Source organism: Photorhabdus machadonis, assembly GCF_052657765.1.
Genome location: NZ_CP199761.1, coordinates 3,747,486 through 3,764,665, shown reverse-complemented (window position 1 = coordinate 3,764,665; position 17,180 = coordinate 3,747,486). Strand labels below are relative to the sequence as shown.

Sequence of the window (17,180 nt, the reverse complement as noted above, 5' to 3'; positions counted from 1 at the left end):
ACTTGAAATTAATAAAATCAGAAATTAATCTAATCCGCCTTGAATATTTAACTTGTAATAAGTCAGTTTTAATATGAATATTTTCAATATTAATTGCTAAATAGAACTTTTTATCATAATGATATCTTTAGCTAACACTGCGAATAATATTGGCATCAACCATAGGTATCTCATTAATTGCAGCCATGTTCATAGCTGCAATAATCAAGTTTCCGATAGCTAATGGATATAATAAACTAACAGTTTCTTTACCACTATGCCGACTAAGACATAAACGGTCACGGATAGCACCAATAACGCTATTATCTAAAATCTTGTTAGTCTTCATGCCTACGCGACTAAATTTAAAATCCAGAAATGTTTCCAGATAATCATTAAGAGGAAACAAATTAACAACTTCACAACGTTGCACTACTTCACGAACCTCTTGATTACGTTCAGATAGCTTCAATTCCAGCTCAGACTGACCAATCAAAATGATCGATAACAGTTTTTTAAATCCATCTTCCAGTTCAAAGAATCGTTTAAGGTGTTTTAATGTTGGTAAAGGCAACGAGTGTGCTTCTTCTATTATTAACACATGTTGATAGCCAGCCCGTGAACTGTCTTTCAATATCTTGTGCAACTGGCGGAAGCGTGCTTCAGGCGATCGTTTCAAGTTTTCCAATGGCGCTAAGGTATTCACAATAGCTTCAACAATGTTTGATGCTTTCAAGGTTTTACCTTTTATATCATTGTCTTCCATTGCTAATACATAGGGTTCAATAACAATAACGGGGGTATTTTCCCTGTTAATACGGTCAATAAGATCACGACGCAGTGTCGTTTTACCTGAACCTGATTCCCCTGATACTGCCAGAAAACCACCATAGCGGGCTGTTTGATACATGGTTTCCCGTACATAACGGCTATCTGGAGTCACAAAAACATCTTCAGCACTTTGAATTGCACTATCTTCAAATGGATCACGAAATAAACTAAAGTGCTTTTTCGTAGCTGGAAATAACACTTGTTTTTTTAGTAACATGTTTTCCTCCTCAGAAATGAGGGTTGTATTTTTATTATCGGTATAGATATCTGATTTATTGGTTGTTTGTACCACCTCAAAACTTTTTGCGGTATCGATACCTCTTTTTGCCAAGAAATCAATAATACGCTGACGAATTGCATCTGCGTTCTGTCGTGGCCATATATTGTGATTAACAATTTGAGCCAACGCCGCCGCTGAAATTCCTGCCGCACTTGCTGCTGCACTTTGCGTTAACTGATGTGCCTGTAACTGCTGTTTAAACACCAGCATAATAATCCCCCGTTAAGCGGCTATCTTTATTTCTGCATATGCTATTGATAATAAGAGATAGCAACATCATTCCCTGGAAAAATATCCTGTATACTTCTTACGTTATAATGAGTTCCACGAAAACAAATTGGAACACTTTTATAAATAAACCTCAGTTGTATTTTGAGTTGTCAGTGAAAGCAGTGGATCATGAATTTTAATTGCCATTTTTCTTTTCCTTAATATACACCATGAAAAATTAATTACCGTTAACAATATTGCATACAACAGTTGTTGATTTCCCCATGAATTCATCAACCAACTCATCAATTTGATCTGTTGGAACACCATTAGGAAAGCGTTTAACTATTTGCTGATAAAATTCACCACGCCATGTCTTACCATGTAATTGAAACCGTTCACGTAAAATTTTGACAACATCAACGGGGTTCATAAGCTGTTCAATTCGTGGACTATGTACCGTAGAGGCTTGTCCACGTTTTGGCATATACGTTGGTGCATCATTACGTTCAATATCCAAATATGGATCAAACCGACCATTGAGGGGAAGTGTTTTCAATTTACGTGCTATTTCAGTTTCAGCCGTGTTGTTTGTCCCCATGATTTTCTGTTCAACTTCGGCTAAATTACGTTGTGCAATTGTTTGAGGAATGGCTTGGAATTCACTACCAATTACAGGTGCGCCGATGGCAAAGCCGTACTCATCTTTAGTAACTTCATTAACAAGATGGAAAGCCTCAAAGCCATCTTCACCAGTAATGACTACCTGTGCCTCTTCGTCACGCCACGGATTGCGGGTGATCATGATAGAATCACCAACACTCACGCTAGGAACAGTACTGACGTCATACTCACGTCCCCTGAAAGATACTCGCAAGGTTGCCTGTACTTTACGGCTTTCTGGGGTGCTAATTGCCAATTCACGACAAATGTTAATGGCAGGTGCTTTTACTAACTGTTCTGCTGTGATTTTTAGCCAGCAATCTGTACGGGTTTGTCCATGTCGGCTATGTATTGCACTGCGGTTAAACTTCATACGCCATAGCCGTGCCAGACGGTTAAGTTCATCAATATTATCAACCTGTCGAAAGCGTAAACCGGATTCGAAATTGCGTTCGATGATGTCACGTGCTTTTTCAACAGAGCCCGTAGCACGGGCGTTACGGGCCTTGTGTTGTATCATTTGAATGCCTAGGACCTTACACAAGTTACGTAGTGTAGGTGCTGTCAAAGCAGAACCGGGGTCAGTAAATAAAATTTGGGGTACACCGTGTAATACATCTGCGTCACCACGATCTTGCATTGCGTTAATCAACACAGAAGTAAAATTCTGACTGGTTTCACCGCCAAATAAGTATTCAACATATATCCAGCCACTTGTGTGATCTGTTAATTCAAACGACCAGACGCGATCATTAATGATACGAGCCAGATTTTTCGGCTTATTTTTATTAAATTCAGCCACAGGCATCATGCGTAATCCACTGTCAACCCCATTGTTTTTACTAGGGTTTTTTAGGTAATATAGCACACAAATTGAGGCGTCTAATTCCCAGACATGATTGGGATGCAGGCTAGCCAATTGTAGGCTAGGCGCAGGCACTTTCAACTGTTCAGGATGAAGTTTGTACTGGCGCAATGCACGACTAATCGCGTCAATGGATAACGGAGAAAATTCGCCTGTTTCGGTATCAATATGGCCTGCATTAATCAGGCTATTTGAACGCAGATCATTAACGGCCTGTTCGAGGCTATATAACCGTTTCCCTGTATTACGAGTGGCCTCCATCAATACCCCTGAGATCAAAGTTGCTTCTTCACGTGTCAGCGCGCTATTACCTGCATCAGAACGTTTCTTGCGTGGCTTTTTGCCAGAAACTTCACCAAGTTTTTTAATCAATGTTGAACGTGACATACACAGCTCTTCACAAGCCGCCCGATATATTGCTTCTTTACTGCCATGTCCGGCTTTATGTGCTGCCTGTGCAATAGAAACTAATCGTTCGGTCATTGTGGTATTCATGTTATTGCCCTTATTTCTTCAGTTTCTTTTCAAGCATTTTTTTCAATTCAGATTTATTCATGTGCCTCTTCCTTATCCATCCATTCTGGTCGTTCGAATCTTTCCTCTTCTACTTCCGCACCTTCTTTAGCCCAATCAGGAACAATGCTGTGTTCTCTGTACTCAGGCAGATTAAAGTGATTACGTAGGTTACGAATTTTGACTTCAAGGTCATCGAGTACGCCTGCCATAAACCCAACATGACTAATATCGGTGCGTGTGGTATGGTCATTAAGCGTTTCAAATCCATTGAAAAGATTGGTGATAGCGGCATCAATAGCAAAAGACAATGAATTAACCTCTTGTGTCAAAGCTGCACCTTCTTCTTCAGGTTTTTCATGATTGATTCGGCGCTGAAGTTTGTGCTGGATTTCAGATTTCTCCTCAATCAAACTACTAACAAGTTCCTTTTTTTCCTGTACCGTCTGGCGTGAAATATCCAGATCAGCGCGTGTATCACGCAGGGCCTTACGCAGTTCGCGGACAGACATGCGATCAATATCATCTAATGTCAGACCAGCTACAGTGCCACCTTCAGCCAATTCAGACAGTTCATCATCGTCTTCAAGCATCAATTCATACAGTTTGGAACGTCCCAAAAGCGAAAACGTTTTCGCTTTTGTTTCTAATCCAGGTGAAAGAAATTTGAGTGCAGCTTGTGCCATTTTTTGGGCAATACGGGGTTCCAGACCGAGTTGATCCTTAACGATGTTAACAAATTCGCCATGAGGTTCATTCTCTTTAAGAATAATGAGACGCTTCCCAGCTTCTAACATCGCTTCAGCACTCTGAGCCATGTAGAAACGGGCTTCGTGGACGATGCGATCACGTTCATATGGCAAACCATCACCAAACTGTTCCATGATTTGTAGACGGTGTGTTGTCATAGCATTGAGATTGACCTGTAGATCGTCGGCAAGTTGAACATCTTCGGCCAGTTCTACTGATGTTGTATTTTTTGAGCGTGCCATTATATAAATCCCCTGTTAATTAATTTCTGCTACCAGCTAGAACGCGCTGATTCATTTCTGTAATTCTGGCTTGTGTGTTAGCCATTTCATTAGAAAACGATTGTGCTATTTGCAGTAATTGCATACCTGGTGCATATCTGCCGCTACTCAGTTTTTGCGCCAGACCTTCTTCTATTAATGTATTTAGTGCACGATTAATATTTGCGGGAGATTCCCCCAGTAATTCCGCTAATTCACCATTACTCAGCCCAGACAAGGAATGACCACGTAGAGCCTTAAGAACCCGTAATATGCGCGTACCAGAACTGGAAACGTTAATTTTGCGCATGTCACATTCTCCCTTTTCAATATGTGATAATCTGTTACATAAAGTGATAAAATACTTAGGCCAAATTTAAATGCCTAAACTTGGCGTTTTCAGACCTAGCTTTACAGCTATTTCATGGGCCTTTCCGTAATTAGCTTTGGATTGTCCATTAAGAACTCGGTATACAGCTTCACGGGAATACCCGTTCTCCTGTGCCCATTGGGTAATAGTGATGCCGTGTTGATGAAAGCGGCTTTTAATTTTCTCGGGTGTCATGCTATGGCCTCCGGTAATGCAATGATGTTTGTACAATACATGACATTATTGTCCCATTAATGGGACTTGTAAAGGGTTTTGGTGACAAAAATGTCTCTTGGTGAGAGATTAAAAAAAGAGCGTGAGCGATTGGGGTTTAGTCAGTCTGATTTCGCGGAGATGGTTGGCGCATCAAGAAAATCACAGATAAGGTGGGAAAAAGACGAATCTGCACCAGGGGCTGACGCTATAAGCCTTTGGGCAAAAGCGGGTCTTGATGTGTTGTACCTAATAACAGGGCAAGTTCAACAGTCAGCCTCTACCGCTTACAAAAACAGTGAGATAGATACAGAATTACTGGGAAAAATTGTTCATAAACTAGATTCGATGGCACAACAGGCTAATCGCCGCTGGACGCCCGATGAACTCGTCCTGCAATCATCAAAAATATATAACTTTTTAATTAAAGAGTCGGTTGTCGATGACAGTAGAATTGACAGAGTATTAAAACTGGTTGTTAATCATTAAAAAATAAAGGATTTGCATGGACAGAAGAGATGAAGAATTACAAACATTAGCAGGGCAAGTTTTTGATAGCCTTAAACAACTTCCCCAAGATGGGCAGGAACGACAAATAACCATCAGCGTTGGTGGCAATAATCATGGCTCTATTCATGTAGGTTCAGTCGTCAATATTAACCCCATGCCATCTCGCCCGCGTGAGCTTCATGAAAGGAATAGTCGGGAATTACTTGCTATAAAACGAGAATTACTTATAAAAAATAAAGATGCTAAATGGCGTTATTACATCAATACACCTTGCCTGCTATTACTTAGCCTCGTGCTTATAGCATTCACGTTTGCCCTATGGAACGCTTATATGATATTTTTCGGTGAAGGATTTACTAATGTATTGGTACTTAATGATAAGACATTGATAATCTTTATTTCTTGGGCCGTGTTGATAACGCTTTGTGGAAAAAAAATGGACAAGCACAGAAAGATAGAAAATAGGATAATAGATGAAAATCAGGATGTTATTGATACCATAGATGTCATCTTACAACGTAGAAATTCTTAAAAATATAGTTATTTTCTATTTCATATAAGGGTATAGACTGTGCGTAACTTATTAATTTCCACAAATGCCAAACTTCCCAATGATTATATAGCCAATGGGAATAATTGTTTTCTTGATATAGGGGATAACGAAACAATTTTATCCATATCTAAATCAGTTTGCCAATCTGTTTGTTTAGATCAACAGAATGTACCTGGTGGAACATTGAAATTGAAACTTTAGAAACAAATAGGATATTTATGTCTACTACAAACATAGAAAAGTTTAATGAAATTGTAGGTATTATATTTGGGAAATTATATGAGTCATTTCCTTTAAAGATAGATCTTTTATCCACAGAGATAATCGGTGAACCCCTTCAATATTCTGATGGAATATACTCTAACGAACTTTGTACTACAGTAGAAGATCATAGATTTTTTCTGGATACAGTGGATTGGCTCATAACGAATGGTTATTTGGCAGGGACTATGAGCTCCGAAGGTTGTCATAGAGCCGTATTAACGGCTGAAGGTTTAGAAATTCTTAAAGTAATCCCTGACAGCTTAGAAACCCCATTAGGTGATCGTATTAAGGAAACACTGAAGACTGAAAGTAAAGAAGCATTAAGGTCTTTAATTAGCCAAACTCTCGGAATAGGTTTACAGTTTGTATCCCGTTCTATTGGCTTAGGTTAAAGGTAAAAAATGGCAAAGCAAATATATTGCCTTGCCATTCTCGGTTATTAGAAATTACAAATAATCAGCTCTTTACTTTGTTTAGCTTTCCCCGTAACTTTCAAGTTGTAACCGATATTGACTACTTGCATTTTCAATCCTTTGAATGCCTTACGCATTTCTGGAATATCGTTCACCGAAATTACCATTTCCCCTCGGATGGTATGTGCTAGTTCTGCTAATAGATCATAGTTCTCAAGTCCGAAATCTATGCCATATCCTTCGGTACCCCAATACGGCGGATCACAGTAAAACAGCGTATGTGGCCTGTCGTACCGTTGGACACATTGTACCCAATTCATATTTTCAATGATCGTTCTTGCCAGTCGCAGGTGAGCCATTGATAGCTCTTCTTCTATTCTAAGTAAATTAAATCGTGGTGGGCTGGTGGTGGAAGTACCGAAAGTATGTTCAGCAACCTTACCGCTAAACGCCTGCTTTTGGAGATAGTAGAAACGTGCTGCTCTCTGAATATCGGTTAGCGTTTCTTCGGGGGTAATCTGCAACCATTTATATATTTGGCGGCTGACCAATGCCCATTTAAATTGCCGGACAAACTCTTCTAAGTGATGCTTTATCACGCGATAAAGATTCACCAACTCACCATTAAGATCATTAATCACTTCACATTTGCTCGGTACTTTTAGGAAATACAGCGCGGCAGCACCACAGAACGGTTCGACATAACAGGTATGCTCAGGAAATAACGGTAAAATATGTTTTGCTAATCGGCGTTTACCACCAATCCACGGAACGATAGGTAAAGATTGTTCTTTCATTATCCGTAAGCCTTTTCCATTAGTTGAAAATGAGTTCGGCTTTCCCGGTCATCAATAATCAATAACTGAAAGAGCCTCGGTTGACTCACAGTACATACCTGTGAGTTGATAGCCTACCCAGTATTCGAGTGTTAGGCAGGTTGCTCTTATCCTGTCTTTTACTTTTCTGATGCGCTCTTAACGCCCTTTAAAATCCTTTTCCCGATAAATTGGCAAAACTGTTTCCATCAACAACTACGGAGACAGTTCAGTGAAAACTTTCAAATCGTTTGTATCACTTATCAAAAAATTACGCCTCAGTGGCTGGTTGTTAACAGCTGTTCTATTGCTGATCACTATCGGTTTAGTTTCCCCTCAACAAATCCCTGTCGTGATCTACAAATTGTCGCTTATTGCTCTGGCTGTTGTCTTGGGGTACTGGCTAGACCGCAGTTTATTCCCGAAAGCAAGGCCCGGTCAGTATCTGAAATATGATGAAATACTCATGAAAAAAGGAAAATATCCCGTTCAGACTGGCTACCATATGGTGTTTGCAGCCGTTCTGATACGCCGTGCACTGATTGTTGCCGCCACCTGTCTGAGCGTAGCTACAGGGTTGTGATTATGAATTGGCGGCAGATTATCGGAATTGTTCTGTTGTGGTGTAGCGGTATGGTCAGCCCAGCATTGGCTGACGAACTGCCACACCGTTCGCGGCAATACCGCAATGACTTAATACGTGCTTCTCGTGTGATCTGGGGATTGAATGCGCCTGTAGCTGATTTTGCCGCTCAGTTGCATCAAGAGAGTGACTGGAAATCACGAGCTATTTCGCCTATTGGTGCTCAGGGTATGGCCCAGTTTATGCCCGCAACAGCGGATTGGATTAGTCAACGCATTCCTGAATTATCCAATAAAGATCCCTTCAACCCAGTCTGGTCTATACGGGCGATGGTTCACTATGATCATTGGCTATGGCAACGCATTAAAGCTGTCGATAAGTGCCAAAGAATGGCGATGGTGCTGTCTTCCTATAACGGGGGCTTAGGCTGGTTACTACGGGATAAGAAGAAAACCGAGGCAGTTGGTCTCAATCCGTGGGTCTGGTTCGGCCATGTTGAATCTCAGAATGCTGGACGTAGAGCGTCAGCATGGAAAGAAAATCGACATTATTCCAAACGCATATTACTGGAACTCGCGCCCCGTTATTTGGCTTGGGGAGGTACCGGTTGTGCCAATTAAATTATGGGCTAAACCTGTTGTATTGATTTTGTTGCTAATTGGTATGTTCGCTTTGGCTCACTGGAGAGGCCATACCATAGGCTTTCAGAAAGCAACGGAGACAGGAAACACCGCATTAGCACAGCAGAAAACCGAATTTCTTCTGCTGGAAAAGCGACGGACAGAACAGGAACTGGCAGCACTCAATGCCTTGCAGCAACGTTACCAAATGCAGGTCAACTCAGCGCATCAGGCAGAAGCCAATTATCTCAACGATATTGAACAACTTCGCACTCAGAACCAACAACTGAAGAGGAAAATTGACCATGTTACCCAGCGTTGGATGGATGAAAAACAACAGTTTCATCCTGTTAATTGTGTGTTTACTCGTGGCTTCATGCAGCAATACAACGCCGCCCTCGGCCTATCCGGTGAACAAACTCGCTCTGCCTCCGTTACCTCCGGCGCTGATGAAGCGTCCCGTGGAAATGAAAGCTCTGATGCCCAACTACGGCCATCCGGTATCACACAACGAGATATCCTTGCCAATATCATCGATAACGGAGAACAGTGTCTTGCATTGAAAGCGCAGGTCAATGGCCTGCTGGATTACATCGAAGGATTACAACAATGACACTACAGATTGAATTTTGGGCTGCCGTAGGTTTTCTGCTCTCTTTCCTTGGTTTCGTTTTTGGTATCGCAAAGTGGTTATTCAGCAAAGCCGAAGAGCGACAGGAGGAAAGACACGCCTCGTTAGAGCAGGCGCTTAAAAATTCCGTAGACAATTGGTCTCAGCTCGAACGTGAGTTTATGCAGTTTAAGGCTGACTTGCCGCTGAATTACGTGCGCCGTGAAGATTATATTCGTGGTCAAACAGTAATTGAAGCCAAGCTGGATGCGCTTTACAGCAAATTAGAGATGGTGCAGCAGCACCGAATTGCCGGAGGTAAAAATGATTGATGTTGCTCGTGTTCGTCGTGAATCATTGCGCTGGAGTCTGTTGGTCGCACTGAATAAAACCCGCCCATATACCGCCAGTGAAATGCTGTTATTGGATATATCTCGCGCGATTTATCCTGACGTCACTGCATTGGAATTACGGAAGGAATTAGATTATCTGGCAGACCGTAAATTAATTGACCTCAATAAACAGCCATCGGGTAGCTGGTTTGCTGACTTAACTCGTATTGGTGTTGATGTTGTTGAATATACGGTCGAATGCGGCCTTGGTATTGCTCGCCCTGAAAAGTACTGGAGTGAATAATGGCGCGTCGAAGCACAATCGATAAACTCCCTGAAGATGTCCGGCGCTGGTTGGAACGGGCTTTGACTGAATCGGGGTTTAGTGGTTATCAGGAACTGGAAAACCTACTGAAAGATAAAGGCTACACGATAAGTAAATCAGCCATCCACCGTTATGGACAAAAGATTGAGCGCCGGTTTGCTGCTATTCGCGCTGCGACTGAGGCAGCCCGTCTTCTGACAGAAGGTGCTTCTGATGATCAAGATACACGTTCTGAAGCTGTGATCGCTCTGATTCAAACCGAAATCTTTGAGCACATCGTTAAATTGCAGGAAGCTGATGAGAAGGAAGTAGACCCAGCAGAACGAGTTACCCTGCTATCTAAGGTCGCCAAAAATGTTGCTACTTTAAGTAGGGCCAGCATCAACCTGAAGAAGTATCAGTCTGACCTGCGCCAGAAAATCGCTGACAAAATGGAAGCACTGGAGAAAGAAGCCAATACCAATAATGGTGGTCGCATGAGTATTGAAACTTTGCGCCGTGTCCGGGAAGAGATTTATGGGATTGTCAAATGAGTGCAGCCATTCAACTTTACAAGTACCAGCGCACATGGTTTCTAGATCGTTCCCGTTTCAAGATAGGTAAGTTTGCTCGTCAGACGGGGAAAACATTTACCACAACACTGGAACTGACTGATGATTGTTTCGAAGTTGAGGCAACAGGTGGCCGTACACGTTGGGTGATCCTCTCCAGAGGGGAGCGTCAGGCCAGAGAAGCGATGGAAGCAGGCGTGAAAAAACACTGCCAAGCCTACAACATGGTGGCCCGTGAGATTGAAGGCTATTTCAAAGGGGCTTCAGGAGAACGCTATACCATGTTGGAAGCTGAATTGCCGGGCGGCTCCAGAATCACGGCCTTGCCTGCCAATCCAGACACGGCTCGCGGATTCGCATCCAATGTCTTTTTGGATGAGTTCGCCTTTCATCTCGACAGCCGCAAGATTTGGACGGCTTTGTTTCCTGTCATTTCCAACGGCTACAATTTACGAGTGACATCAACCCCCAATGGTAAAGGCAATAAATTCTATGAACTAATGACTGACAAGTCATTGGAACAGATTTGGTCACGGCACATTGTCGATATACATAAGGCTGTACAAGACGGTTTGCCACGGAACATTCAGGAAATGCGGACAGCCCTTAATGATGAAGATGCCTGGGCACAAGAATTTGAACTGAAATGGTTGGATGAAGCCAGTGCATGGCTTTCTTATGAGCTGATTGATGGTGTAGAGAATGACTTGGCTGGGCTGCCAGAACATTATCTGGGAGGCCCCTGTTTTGTTGGCGTTGATATTGGTATCCGCAATGACTTATTCGTTATTTGGGTATTGGAACAAGTTGGCGATGTCTACTGGACTCGTGAAATTATGACTCGCAAACGGGCAACATTCGCTGAACAGGATGCCCTGCTAGATGATGTTTTCTTCCGTTATCGCGTCTTGCGTTGCTGTATGGATCAGACTGGGATGGGCGAAAAGCCCGTTGAAGATGCCAAACGGCGGCATGGTAACAGCCGTGTAGAAGGCGTTATTTTTACCAGTAACAACAAACTGACACTGGCAACTAGGGGTAAAGAGGTGTTTGAAGACAAACAAATTCGCATTCCTCGTGGCGATCAACCCTTGCGGGCAGACTTGCATAAATTACAGAAAATTTTAGGGCCGACAGGCGCACCTCGTTTTGTCGCTGACAGTGATACAGCAGGTCATGCTGACCGAGCATGGGCAGGATTTTTGGCTGTGAATGCGTCAGATGGCCCATCAGGCCCTGTCACCATTTCATCCCGTCGTCAACGTCTGAGTGCTCAATTGTTGGGAGGATACTAATGGCTCGTGGTATCTGGGTTTCACCAACAGAATTTATTAACTTTTCCGAATCAAAGCAGTCGTTCACTGAACAAATTGCATCGCGTAGCCGTTCCATTGACTTCTACGGTCTGGGCACATATCTACCTAATCCTGATCCTATTCTCAAAGCCCAAGGGCGGGATATTCGTATCTATCGTGAATTACGTACTGATCCTTTAGTTGGTGGATGTATTCGCCGCCGCAAAGCCGGAGTGAAAGCACTGGAGCGTGGTGTAGAACGCAGCAATGCCCCTGTGCAAGTCTTTAACTTTATCCGCGACATGCTCGCGGACTTGGATATGTCACGTATCATTGGCGAAATGCATGACGCTGTTCTGTACGGCTATCAGCCTTGTGAATTGATGTGGAGTCAGCATCAATCATGGTCAGTGACAGATATCGTTAGCAAGCCGTCTGACTGGTTCCACTATGACCGTGATAACCAACTGCGTTTTCGTGCTCGTGATGTCGGCGTTGAAGGAGAACGGGTTCCTCTCTATAAATTTGTAACGCCACGTCAAGACGCCACTTATGACAACCCTTACGGATTTCCAGATTTATCAATGTGCTTCTGGCCCGTCACCTTTAAGAAAGGCGGCATGAAGTTTTGGGTACGCTTTGCTGAGAAGTATGGTTCACCGTGGGTGATTGGAAAGCATCCACGAGGTACGCCACAAAGTGAAATTGATCTGTTATTGGATTCGATGGAAGCGATGATTGATGATGCAGTTGCCGCCATTCCTGACGATTCCTCCGTTGAGATTAAAGAGGCAGCGGGTAAATCAGACAGCAGTGATATTTACCAGAACTTAATTACCGTTGCTCGCAGTGAGATCTCTATTGCGTTACTGGGACAAAACCAAACAACCGAAGCAAACAGCAATAAAGCCTCTGCACAAGCGGGATTAGAGGTAACGGATGATATTCGTGATGCTGATGCTGACGTTATCACCAGTGCCATCAATCAGGCTATACGCTGGGTTGTAGAACTGAATTTCGGTAACGTTGAATGTCCGGTCTATCGTCTTTGGGAGCAGCAATCGGTTGATGAAACACAGGCTAATCGTGATGTTAAGTTGAGTCAGGCTGGTGTCAGATTTACTCCGCAATACTGGAAACGAGAATATCAATTGCAGGATGGGGATATTGATGAAACAACCTTGTCAACCACGACTATTCCATCCCTCCCACTGGCGTTCTCTGAAGCTGTTCACGCAGATTTAGCAGCACAAGACACCTTAGATGAAGCACTGGATATTTTGATAATTGAAGGATCATTGAATGAATCATTGGAGTCTCTGCTGCTTCCTTTGTTCCATCGTGTTCAAAACGGTGTTAATCCCAGCGATCTAATAGGAGAGTTAGCCGAGCTTTATCCACAAATGGACGCAGAGGGTTTGCAAGAGCGACTAGCACGGGTTTTGTTTGTGTCTAACATCTGGGGGCGCTTGCATGAGCATAACCACGCCTGAACTGGCGTATTGCATGACATTACCTCCCAAGCGAGCCATTGGTTATCTGCAATCTAAGGGCTACAAGATAACGTGGGATTGGGAAGAACTTTGGCAAGAGACTCATGCCCGTGCATTCACGGTGGCGAAAGTCACGCGTCTGGATATTCTGGAAGATATTCGCCAGGCGCTACAACAGGCACTGGATGAAGGCAAGACTGATCGTTGGTTTCGTCAGGAGCTGGAGCCAACATTAAAACGTAAGGGGTGGTGGGGAACGAAAGAAACCGATGACCCCGTTACAGGGGAACGTATCACTGTTCAGCAAGGTAGCCCGTGGCGCCTTGAGACTATCTTTCGTACCAACATGTCGGTGCTGTACAGTGCAGGCCGTTGGGCCGAACAAATGGAAAATATTGATGACCGACCGTACTGGATGTATACAGGGATCAACGATAACCATACACGCAAGAGCCATCTCGCATTGCATGGTTTGGTATTTCGCTCTGACGACCCTTTTTGGCAAGCCTTCTATCCTCCCAATGGTTGGCGTTGCCGTTGCAGTGTGATTGCCCTCAGTCATGATGATGTTCGTGCCAGAGGGGTGAAAGTTATGCATTCAGGTAAAGCAATGGGCTGGGAGTTGAAATTGGTTTCACAAAAAACAGGTGAGATGCAGCCTGTTGCTACATTCAACACCGGCATAACAAAAGTAGCGACTGATGTAGGTTGGTCATATTCGCCGGGGGCAGCATATCGTCCCGATTTGGCCAGATATCAGGGGGAGCTATCTGGACTGGCCCGCCGCGAACTGAGAGGACAGAATGAGTAATATCACTATCACCATTAATGATGGAGACCTAAGACGTGGACTGCGGGCATTAGAATTGGCTACTAATGATCTGACACTTGCCATGCGTAAAATTGCTGGAACATTGTCAGCAGAAACCGCTTTTAACTTTGAAACTGGAGGACGCCCGGCATGGATACCCTCTGTGGCGGCAAAGGAACGTGGTGGTCAGACACTGCAAAAAACTGCTCGTTTGATGCGTTCAGTCAGTACCCGATATGATGCTCACACGGCAGTTGTCGGTACAAACTTAGTCTACGGGCGTATTCATCAATTGGGAGGTAAAGCTGGCCGCGATCAATCTGTATTGTTACCAGCCCGGCCTTATCTGCCCGTAACAGAACAAGGCGAATTATCACCAGAAGCAGAAAGAGCCGTATTAAGTACCATTCAACGACATCTTGAATCAGCGGCACACCGTTAAACGTTGCCTCGCTATGCGGGTGATTTATCATTGTCATCCGCAAAAAACTTTATAAAGCGTTTACAGACTCAAATTTTCGGTATCTAATTGCATGCAGTTCTCCACTTTTTTATTTCCTTCCGAAGTCTTTTCTAAAGCAGATTAAAAGTAGTTTTTTCTGATTATGGAGAAACTGCCTCTATTAACGTAATAGAGGCAGTGAAATGAAATCACTTCACATTTTCAAATCCGGTACACATACCGATATGAATGGCAAACAATTGCCGTTCAGCCCCGCAGATTTGCAAGCTTGTGCAAAGGCTTATGACTCATCATTGCATGAAGCACCGATTGTGATTGGGCATCCAAAAGACAATTTGCCCGCCTATGGTTGGGTTAAATCGCTGACATCTTCCGGTGATGACTTGATTGCGGAGCCTCAACAGGTTGATGTTCAGTTCGCTGAATTGGTCGATGCAGGCCGCTATAAAAAAATTTCTGCTTCTTTCTATTTACCTGATTCCCCAAACAACCCTAAACCCGGCGTGCTCTATTTGCGTCATGTCGGCTTTTTGGGGGCGAAGCCACCCGCCATTAAAGGATTGAGACAGGTTGAATTCAGTGAACAAGAATATGGTGTCGTCGAGTTCTCTGATTGGAGTGATATCACCAACGCTTCACTTTGGGGGCGTTTGCGAGAATTTTTGATTAGTAAATTCGGTATGGACGAAGCAGACAAAGCGCTTCCTTCTTGGCAGGTAGATTCATTACGTGGAGAAGCTTATAGCACGACTCAGCCTGCTCCTGCCTTTCATGAACCCAATAACACACATCAACATGAGGAAAACATCGTGACAAATGAAGAAAAAAAGGCGCTCAAAGATGAAAACACTCGCCTGAAAGAACAGCTTGTTGCCCGTGATGCTGCCGACGCAAAGCGCAAACAAACTGAGCAACATGCCGGAAACATGGCATTTGCCGAAAAGCTGATCGCAGACGGCAAATTGGCACCAGCTGCTCAATCTGTCGTGGTCGCCTTGCTGGACGCTGTAACCCAAGGAGATTCCCCTGTCGAGTTTGCTGAAGGTGATGTGAAAAAACCATTGGCTACTGCGTTTAAAGATCTGCTGAGTTCTACCCAGCCTATTATTGATTTTGGTGAACATGCAACAAAAGACCGGGTTGACCAAAACACATCATCAGATATTGCTGAGTTTTCTGATGCAGATCCTGAACGTCTGGCGTTGCATCAAAAAGCCATCTCTCTGGCGAAGAAAGAAGGTATCAGTTACGACGTAGCCGTTACCCGCTGCCTGTAACACTACGGACGTAGCTATTGAGGAGAAATAAATGTCTGATTATTTGAAAGGCAAACGTATTGTTGACCCTGTGCTAACCAGCGTGGCGCGTGGCTATAAAAATGCGGTGTTTATTGGTGAACATATTTTTCCCATTGTCGAAATGGAGAAAGAAGGTGCTAGTGTGCCGACATTTGGCAAAAGTGCTTTTGTGGAATATGACACCACGCGTGCCGTTGGTGCCAACAGTAACGTTTTGATCCGTGAGAAAGGCTCTTCGTTAGATATCGTGCTCAACGAACATGATCTAGCTGCACCTGTTGATTATCGTGAGAAATCAGAATCTTTATTTAATGAAGAAGCAAAGGCAATCCGTCGTTCCACCAATGGCGTGAATCTCAAGCGTGAACTGTATGCAGCTCGATTGGCACAAGACCCTGAAGTTTATCTTAGTGACTCGGTGAAGAGTCTGACAGCTAATGAACGTTGGGCTGGTGGCAAAGGTAATCCAATCAAAGTCATTGAAGCTGGAATTGATGCCGTTCGTACTGCCATTGGTGTACGTCCAAACCTCATGACAATGGGGGCTAGCGTGATGTCACTGTTAAAATTTCATCCTGAAATTCAGGCAGCTATTGGAGCCAACGAACGTAAACGTATCACAATAGAAATACTCAAAGACCTTTTCCAAATCCAAAACGTTGTCGTTGGTGAACCTGTTTCTACCCCAAGTATTAAAGAAAATCCCGTTGATATCTGGGCTGATAATTTGATGTTGCATTACGTATCACCTCCGCAGGCAGGAGCAGAAAGCGCTGATGAATATGAACCCTCCTTTGGCTATACATTTCGCCGCAAAGGGATGCCTGTAGCGGATAAATATGAAGGTGTGGGCGGTAAGGTCAATTACTGTCGTTATACCGATATTTATAAAGTTGCGGTTGTTGGCGGTGATGCCGGCTATCTGATTACCAATATTGTGAAGTAAGGGAGACATCATCATGGCAGTAACACAACAATCCGTATTGACGACAACAATTATCGCCAGTGCGAACATCATCCAGCATCGTTTAGTTAGTACTGATAATGCACCGTGTCAGGCTGGAGCCGTTGCACTTGGTATAGCAGAGGTGGATGCGAAGGCTGGTGATGTCGTTCCAGTTAATGTTTTGGGCATTATTGCTGTTGAAGCTGGTGGGCCAATAACCCGTGGGCAAGTCGTACAGTCGGATAAGGATGCCTGTGCAGTACCACTGAGTTCGGCTGAAAATGCTGCCGGCACATCTGTCGGGTTTGCGCTGGATGATGCCACAGCGGCAGGTAATATCATTCGTATCTTACGTGGCATATGA

The 17,180-nt window shown here is 43.7% G+C and carries 22 protein-coding genes; 16 read left to right on the top strand and 6 right to left on the bottom strand.

The features are described from left to right. Window positions 1–127: 127 nt before the first annotated feature. The 5 genes from ACUN2T_RS17945 to ACUN2T_RS17925 all read right to left on the bottom strand — a co-directional run bounded on the left by ACUN2T_RS17945 (window position 128) and on the right by ACUN2T_RS17925 (window position 4,916). Window positions 128–1,300 carry an ExeA family protein gene (locus ACUN2T_RS17945; RefSeq protein WP_445494359.1) on the bottom strand — a complete coding sequence of 391 codons (1,173 nt, stop codon included), beginning with the start codon at window positions 1,298–1,300 and terminating at the stop codon, window positions 128–130. Window positions 1,301–1,538: 238 nt separating this feature from the next. Further along, entirely contained in the window at window positions 1,539–3,323 is a 1,785-nt protein-coding gene (locus ACUN2T_RS17940) for an integrase (protein ID WP_445494357.1), read from the bottom strand. Window positions 3,324–3,376: 53 nt separating this feature from the next. Then, complete coding sequence (locus ACUN2T_RS17935) at window positions 3,377–4,333, bottom strand: DUF3102 domain-containing protein (protein WP_445494355.1); 957 nt, start codon at window positions 4,331–4,333, stop codon at window positions 3,377–3,379. A 19-nt stretch (window positions 4,334–4,352) separates the two neighbouring features. Continuing rightward, a complete protein-coding gene (locus tag ACUN2T_RS17930) occupies window positions 4,353–4,661 on the bottom strand; it encodes a helix-turn-helix domain-containing protein (protein WP_040153029.1) in 309 nt (102 codons plus the stop codon). Window positions 4,662–4,727: 66 nt separating this feature from the next. Then, the gene (locus ACUN2T_RS17925) at window positions 4,728–4,916 is read right to left on the bottom strand and encodes a DNA-binding protein (protein ID WP_036777229.1); all 189 of its coding nucleotides are present in this window, start codon (window positions 4,914–4,916) and stop codon (window positions 4,728–4,730) included. A 90-nt stretch (window positions 4,917–5,006) separates the two neighbouring features. On the opposite strand from ACUN2T_RS17925, the gene ACUN2T_RS17920 reads away from it, so the two are divergent. The 3 genes from ACUN2T_RS17920 to ACUN2T_RS17910 all read left to right on the top strand — a co-directional run bounded on the left by ACUN2T_RS17920 (window position 5,007) and on the right by ACUN2T_RS17910 (window position 6,653). Next, the gene (locus ACUN2T_RS17920; protein ID WP_082303644.1) at window positions 5,007–5,423 is read left to right on the top strand and encodes a helix-turn-helix domain-containing protein; all 417 of its coding nucleotides are present in this window, start codon (window positions 5,007–5,009) and stop codon (window positions 5,421–5,423) included. Between the two features lie 16 nt (window positions 5,424–5,439). Then, window positions 5,440–5,976, top strand: a complete 537-nt coding sequence (locus ACUN2T_RS17915; RefSeq protein WP_445494352.1) for a hypothetical protein — start codon at window positions 5,440–5,442, stop codon at window positions 5,974–5,976. Window positions 5,977–6,215: 239 nt separating this feature from the next. Beyond that, on the top strand, window positions 6,216–6,653 hold the full coding sequence (locus ACUN2T_RS17910) for a hypothetical protein (RefSeq protein WP_445494350.1): 438 nt from the start codon (window positions 6,216–6,218) through the stop codon (window positions 6,651–6,653). A gap of 47 nt (window positions 6,654–6,700) precedes the next feature. Here ACUN2T_RS17910 and ACUN2T_RS17905 read toward each other — a convergent pair whose 3' ends face one another. Beyond that, complete coding sequence (locus ACUN2T_RS17905) at window positions 6,701–7,471, bottom strand: DNA adenine methylase (protein ID WP_445494348.1); 771 nt, start codon at window positions 7,469–7,471, stop codon at window positions 6,701–6,703. Between the two features lie 250 nt (window positions 7,472–7,721). Here ACUN2T_RS17905 and ACUN2T_RS17900 point away from each other — a divergent pair, with 250 nt between their 5' ends. The 13 genes from ACUN2T_RS17900 to ACUN2T_RS17840 all read left to right on the top strand — a co-directional run bounded on the left by ACUN2T_RS17900 (window position 7,722) and on the right by ACUN2T_RS17840 (window position 17,180). Then, complete coding sequence (locus tag ACUN2T_RS17900; RefSeq protein ID WP_445494346.1) at window positions 7,722–8,072, top strand: putative holin; 351 nt, start codon at window positions 7,722–7,724, stop codon at window positions 8,070–8,072. Between the two features lie 2 nt (window positions 8,073–8,074). Continuing rightward, window positions 8,075–8,692 carry a transglycosylase SLT domain-containing protein gene (locus ACUN2T_RS17895; protein WP_445494344.1) on the top strand — a complete coding sequence of 206 codons (618 nt, stop codon included), beginning with the start codon at window positions 8,075–8,077 and terminating at the stop codon, window positions 8,690–8,692. After that, window positions 8,682–9,305, top strand: a complete 624-nt coding sequence (locus ACUN2T_RS17890) for a hypothetical protein (protein WP_445494342.1) — start codon at window positions 8,682–8,684, stop codon at window positions 9,303–9,305. The genes ACUN2T_RS17895 and ACUN2T_RS17890 overlap by 11 nt, the downstream gene beginning before the upstream one ends. Then, window positions 9,302–9,634: a hypothetical protein gene (locus tag ACUN2T_RS17885; protein ID WP_011147627.1), complete on the top strand. Its 333-nt coding sequence runs from the start codon at window positions 9,302–9,304 to the stop codon at window positions 9,632–9,634. Before ACUN2T_RS17890 ends, ACUN2T_RS17885 begins: the two co-directional genes overlap by 4 nt. Then, the gene (locus tag ACUN2T_RS17880; protein WP_445494340.1) at window positions 9,627–9,938 is read left to right on the top strand and encodes a hypothetical protein; all 312 of its coding nucleotides are present in this window, start codon (window positions 9,627–9,629) and stop codon (window positions 9,936–9,938) included. The genes ACUN2T_RS17885 and ACUN2T_RS17880 overlap by 8 nt, the downstream gene beginning before the upstream one ends. Then, the gene (locus ACUN2T_RS17875; protein ID WP_445494338.1) at window positions 9,938–10,492 is read left to right on the top strand and encodes a DUF3486 family protein; all 555 of its coding nucleotides are present in this window, start codon (window positions 9,938–9,940) and stop codon (window positions 10,490–10,492) included. Before ACUN2T_RS17880 ends, ACUN2T_RS17875 begins: the two co-directional genes overlap by 1 nt. After that, window positions 10,489–11,805, top strand: a complete 1,317-nt coding sequence (locus tag ACUN2T_RS17870; RefSeq protein WP_445494336.1) for a phage terminase large subunit family protein — start codon at window positions 10,489–10,491, stop codon at window positions 11,803–11,805. The genes ACUN2T_RS17875 and ACUN2T_RS17870 overlap by 4 nt, the downstream gene beginning before the upstream one ends. Continuing rightward, window positions 11,805–13,298 (top strand): DUF935 domain-containing protein, encoded by a 1,494-nt coding sequence (locus tag ACUN2T_RS17865; RefSeq protein WP_445494335.1) that lies wholly within the window; start codon window positions 11,805–11,807, stop codon window positions 13,296–13,298. The genes ACUN2T_RS17870 and ACUN2T_RS17865 overlap by 1 nt, the downstream gene beginning before the upstream one ends. Beyond that, window positions 13,279–14,109: a phage head morphogenesis protein gene (locus tag ACUN2T_RS17860; RefSeq protein WP_445494334.1), complete on the top strand. Its 831-nt coding sequence runs from the start codon at window positions 13,279–13,281 to the stop codon at window positions 14,107–14,109. The genes ACUN2T_RS17865 and ACUN2T_RS17860 overlap by 20 nt, the downstream gene beginning before the upstream one ends. Next, window positions 14,102–14,551, top strand: coding sequence for a phage virion morphogenesis protein (locus ACUN2T_RS17855; RefSeq protein ID WP_445494333.1), 450 nt, complete (start codon window positions 14,102–14,104; stop codon window positions 14,549–14,551). Before ACUN2T_RS17860 ends, ACUN2T_RS17855 begins: the two co-directional genes overlap by 8 nt. 203 nt (window positions 14,552–14,754) lie before the next feature. Next, the gene (locus ACUN2T_RS17850) at window positions 14,755–15,849 is read left to right on the top strand and encodes a peptidase (protein WP_445494332.1); all 1,095 of its coding nucleotides are present in this window, start codon (window positions 14,755–14,757) and stop codon (window positions 15,847–15,849) included. Between the two features lie 31 nt (window positions 15,850–15,880). Further along, complete coding sequence (locus ACUN2T_RS17845; protein ID WP_214085401.1) at window positions 15,881–16,816, top strand: hypothetical protein; 936 nt, start codon at window positions 15,881–15,883, stop codon at window positions 16,814–16,816. Between the two features lie 13 nt (window positions 16,817–16,829). Then, window positions 16,830–17,180 (top strand): DUF2190 family protein, encoded by a 351-nt coding sequence (locus ACUN2T_RS17840; protein ID WP_040152995.1) that lies wholly within the window; start codon window positions 16,830–16,832, stop codon window positions 17,178–17,180.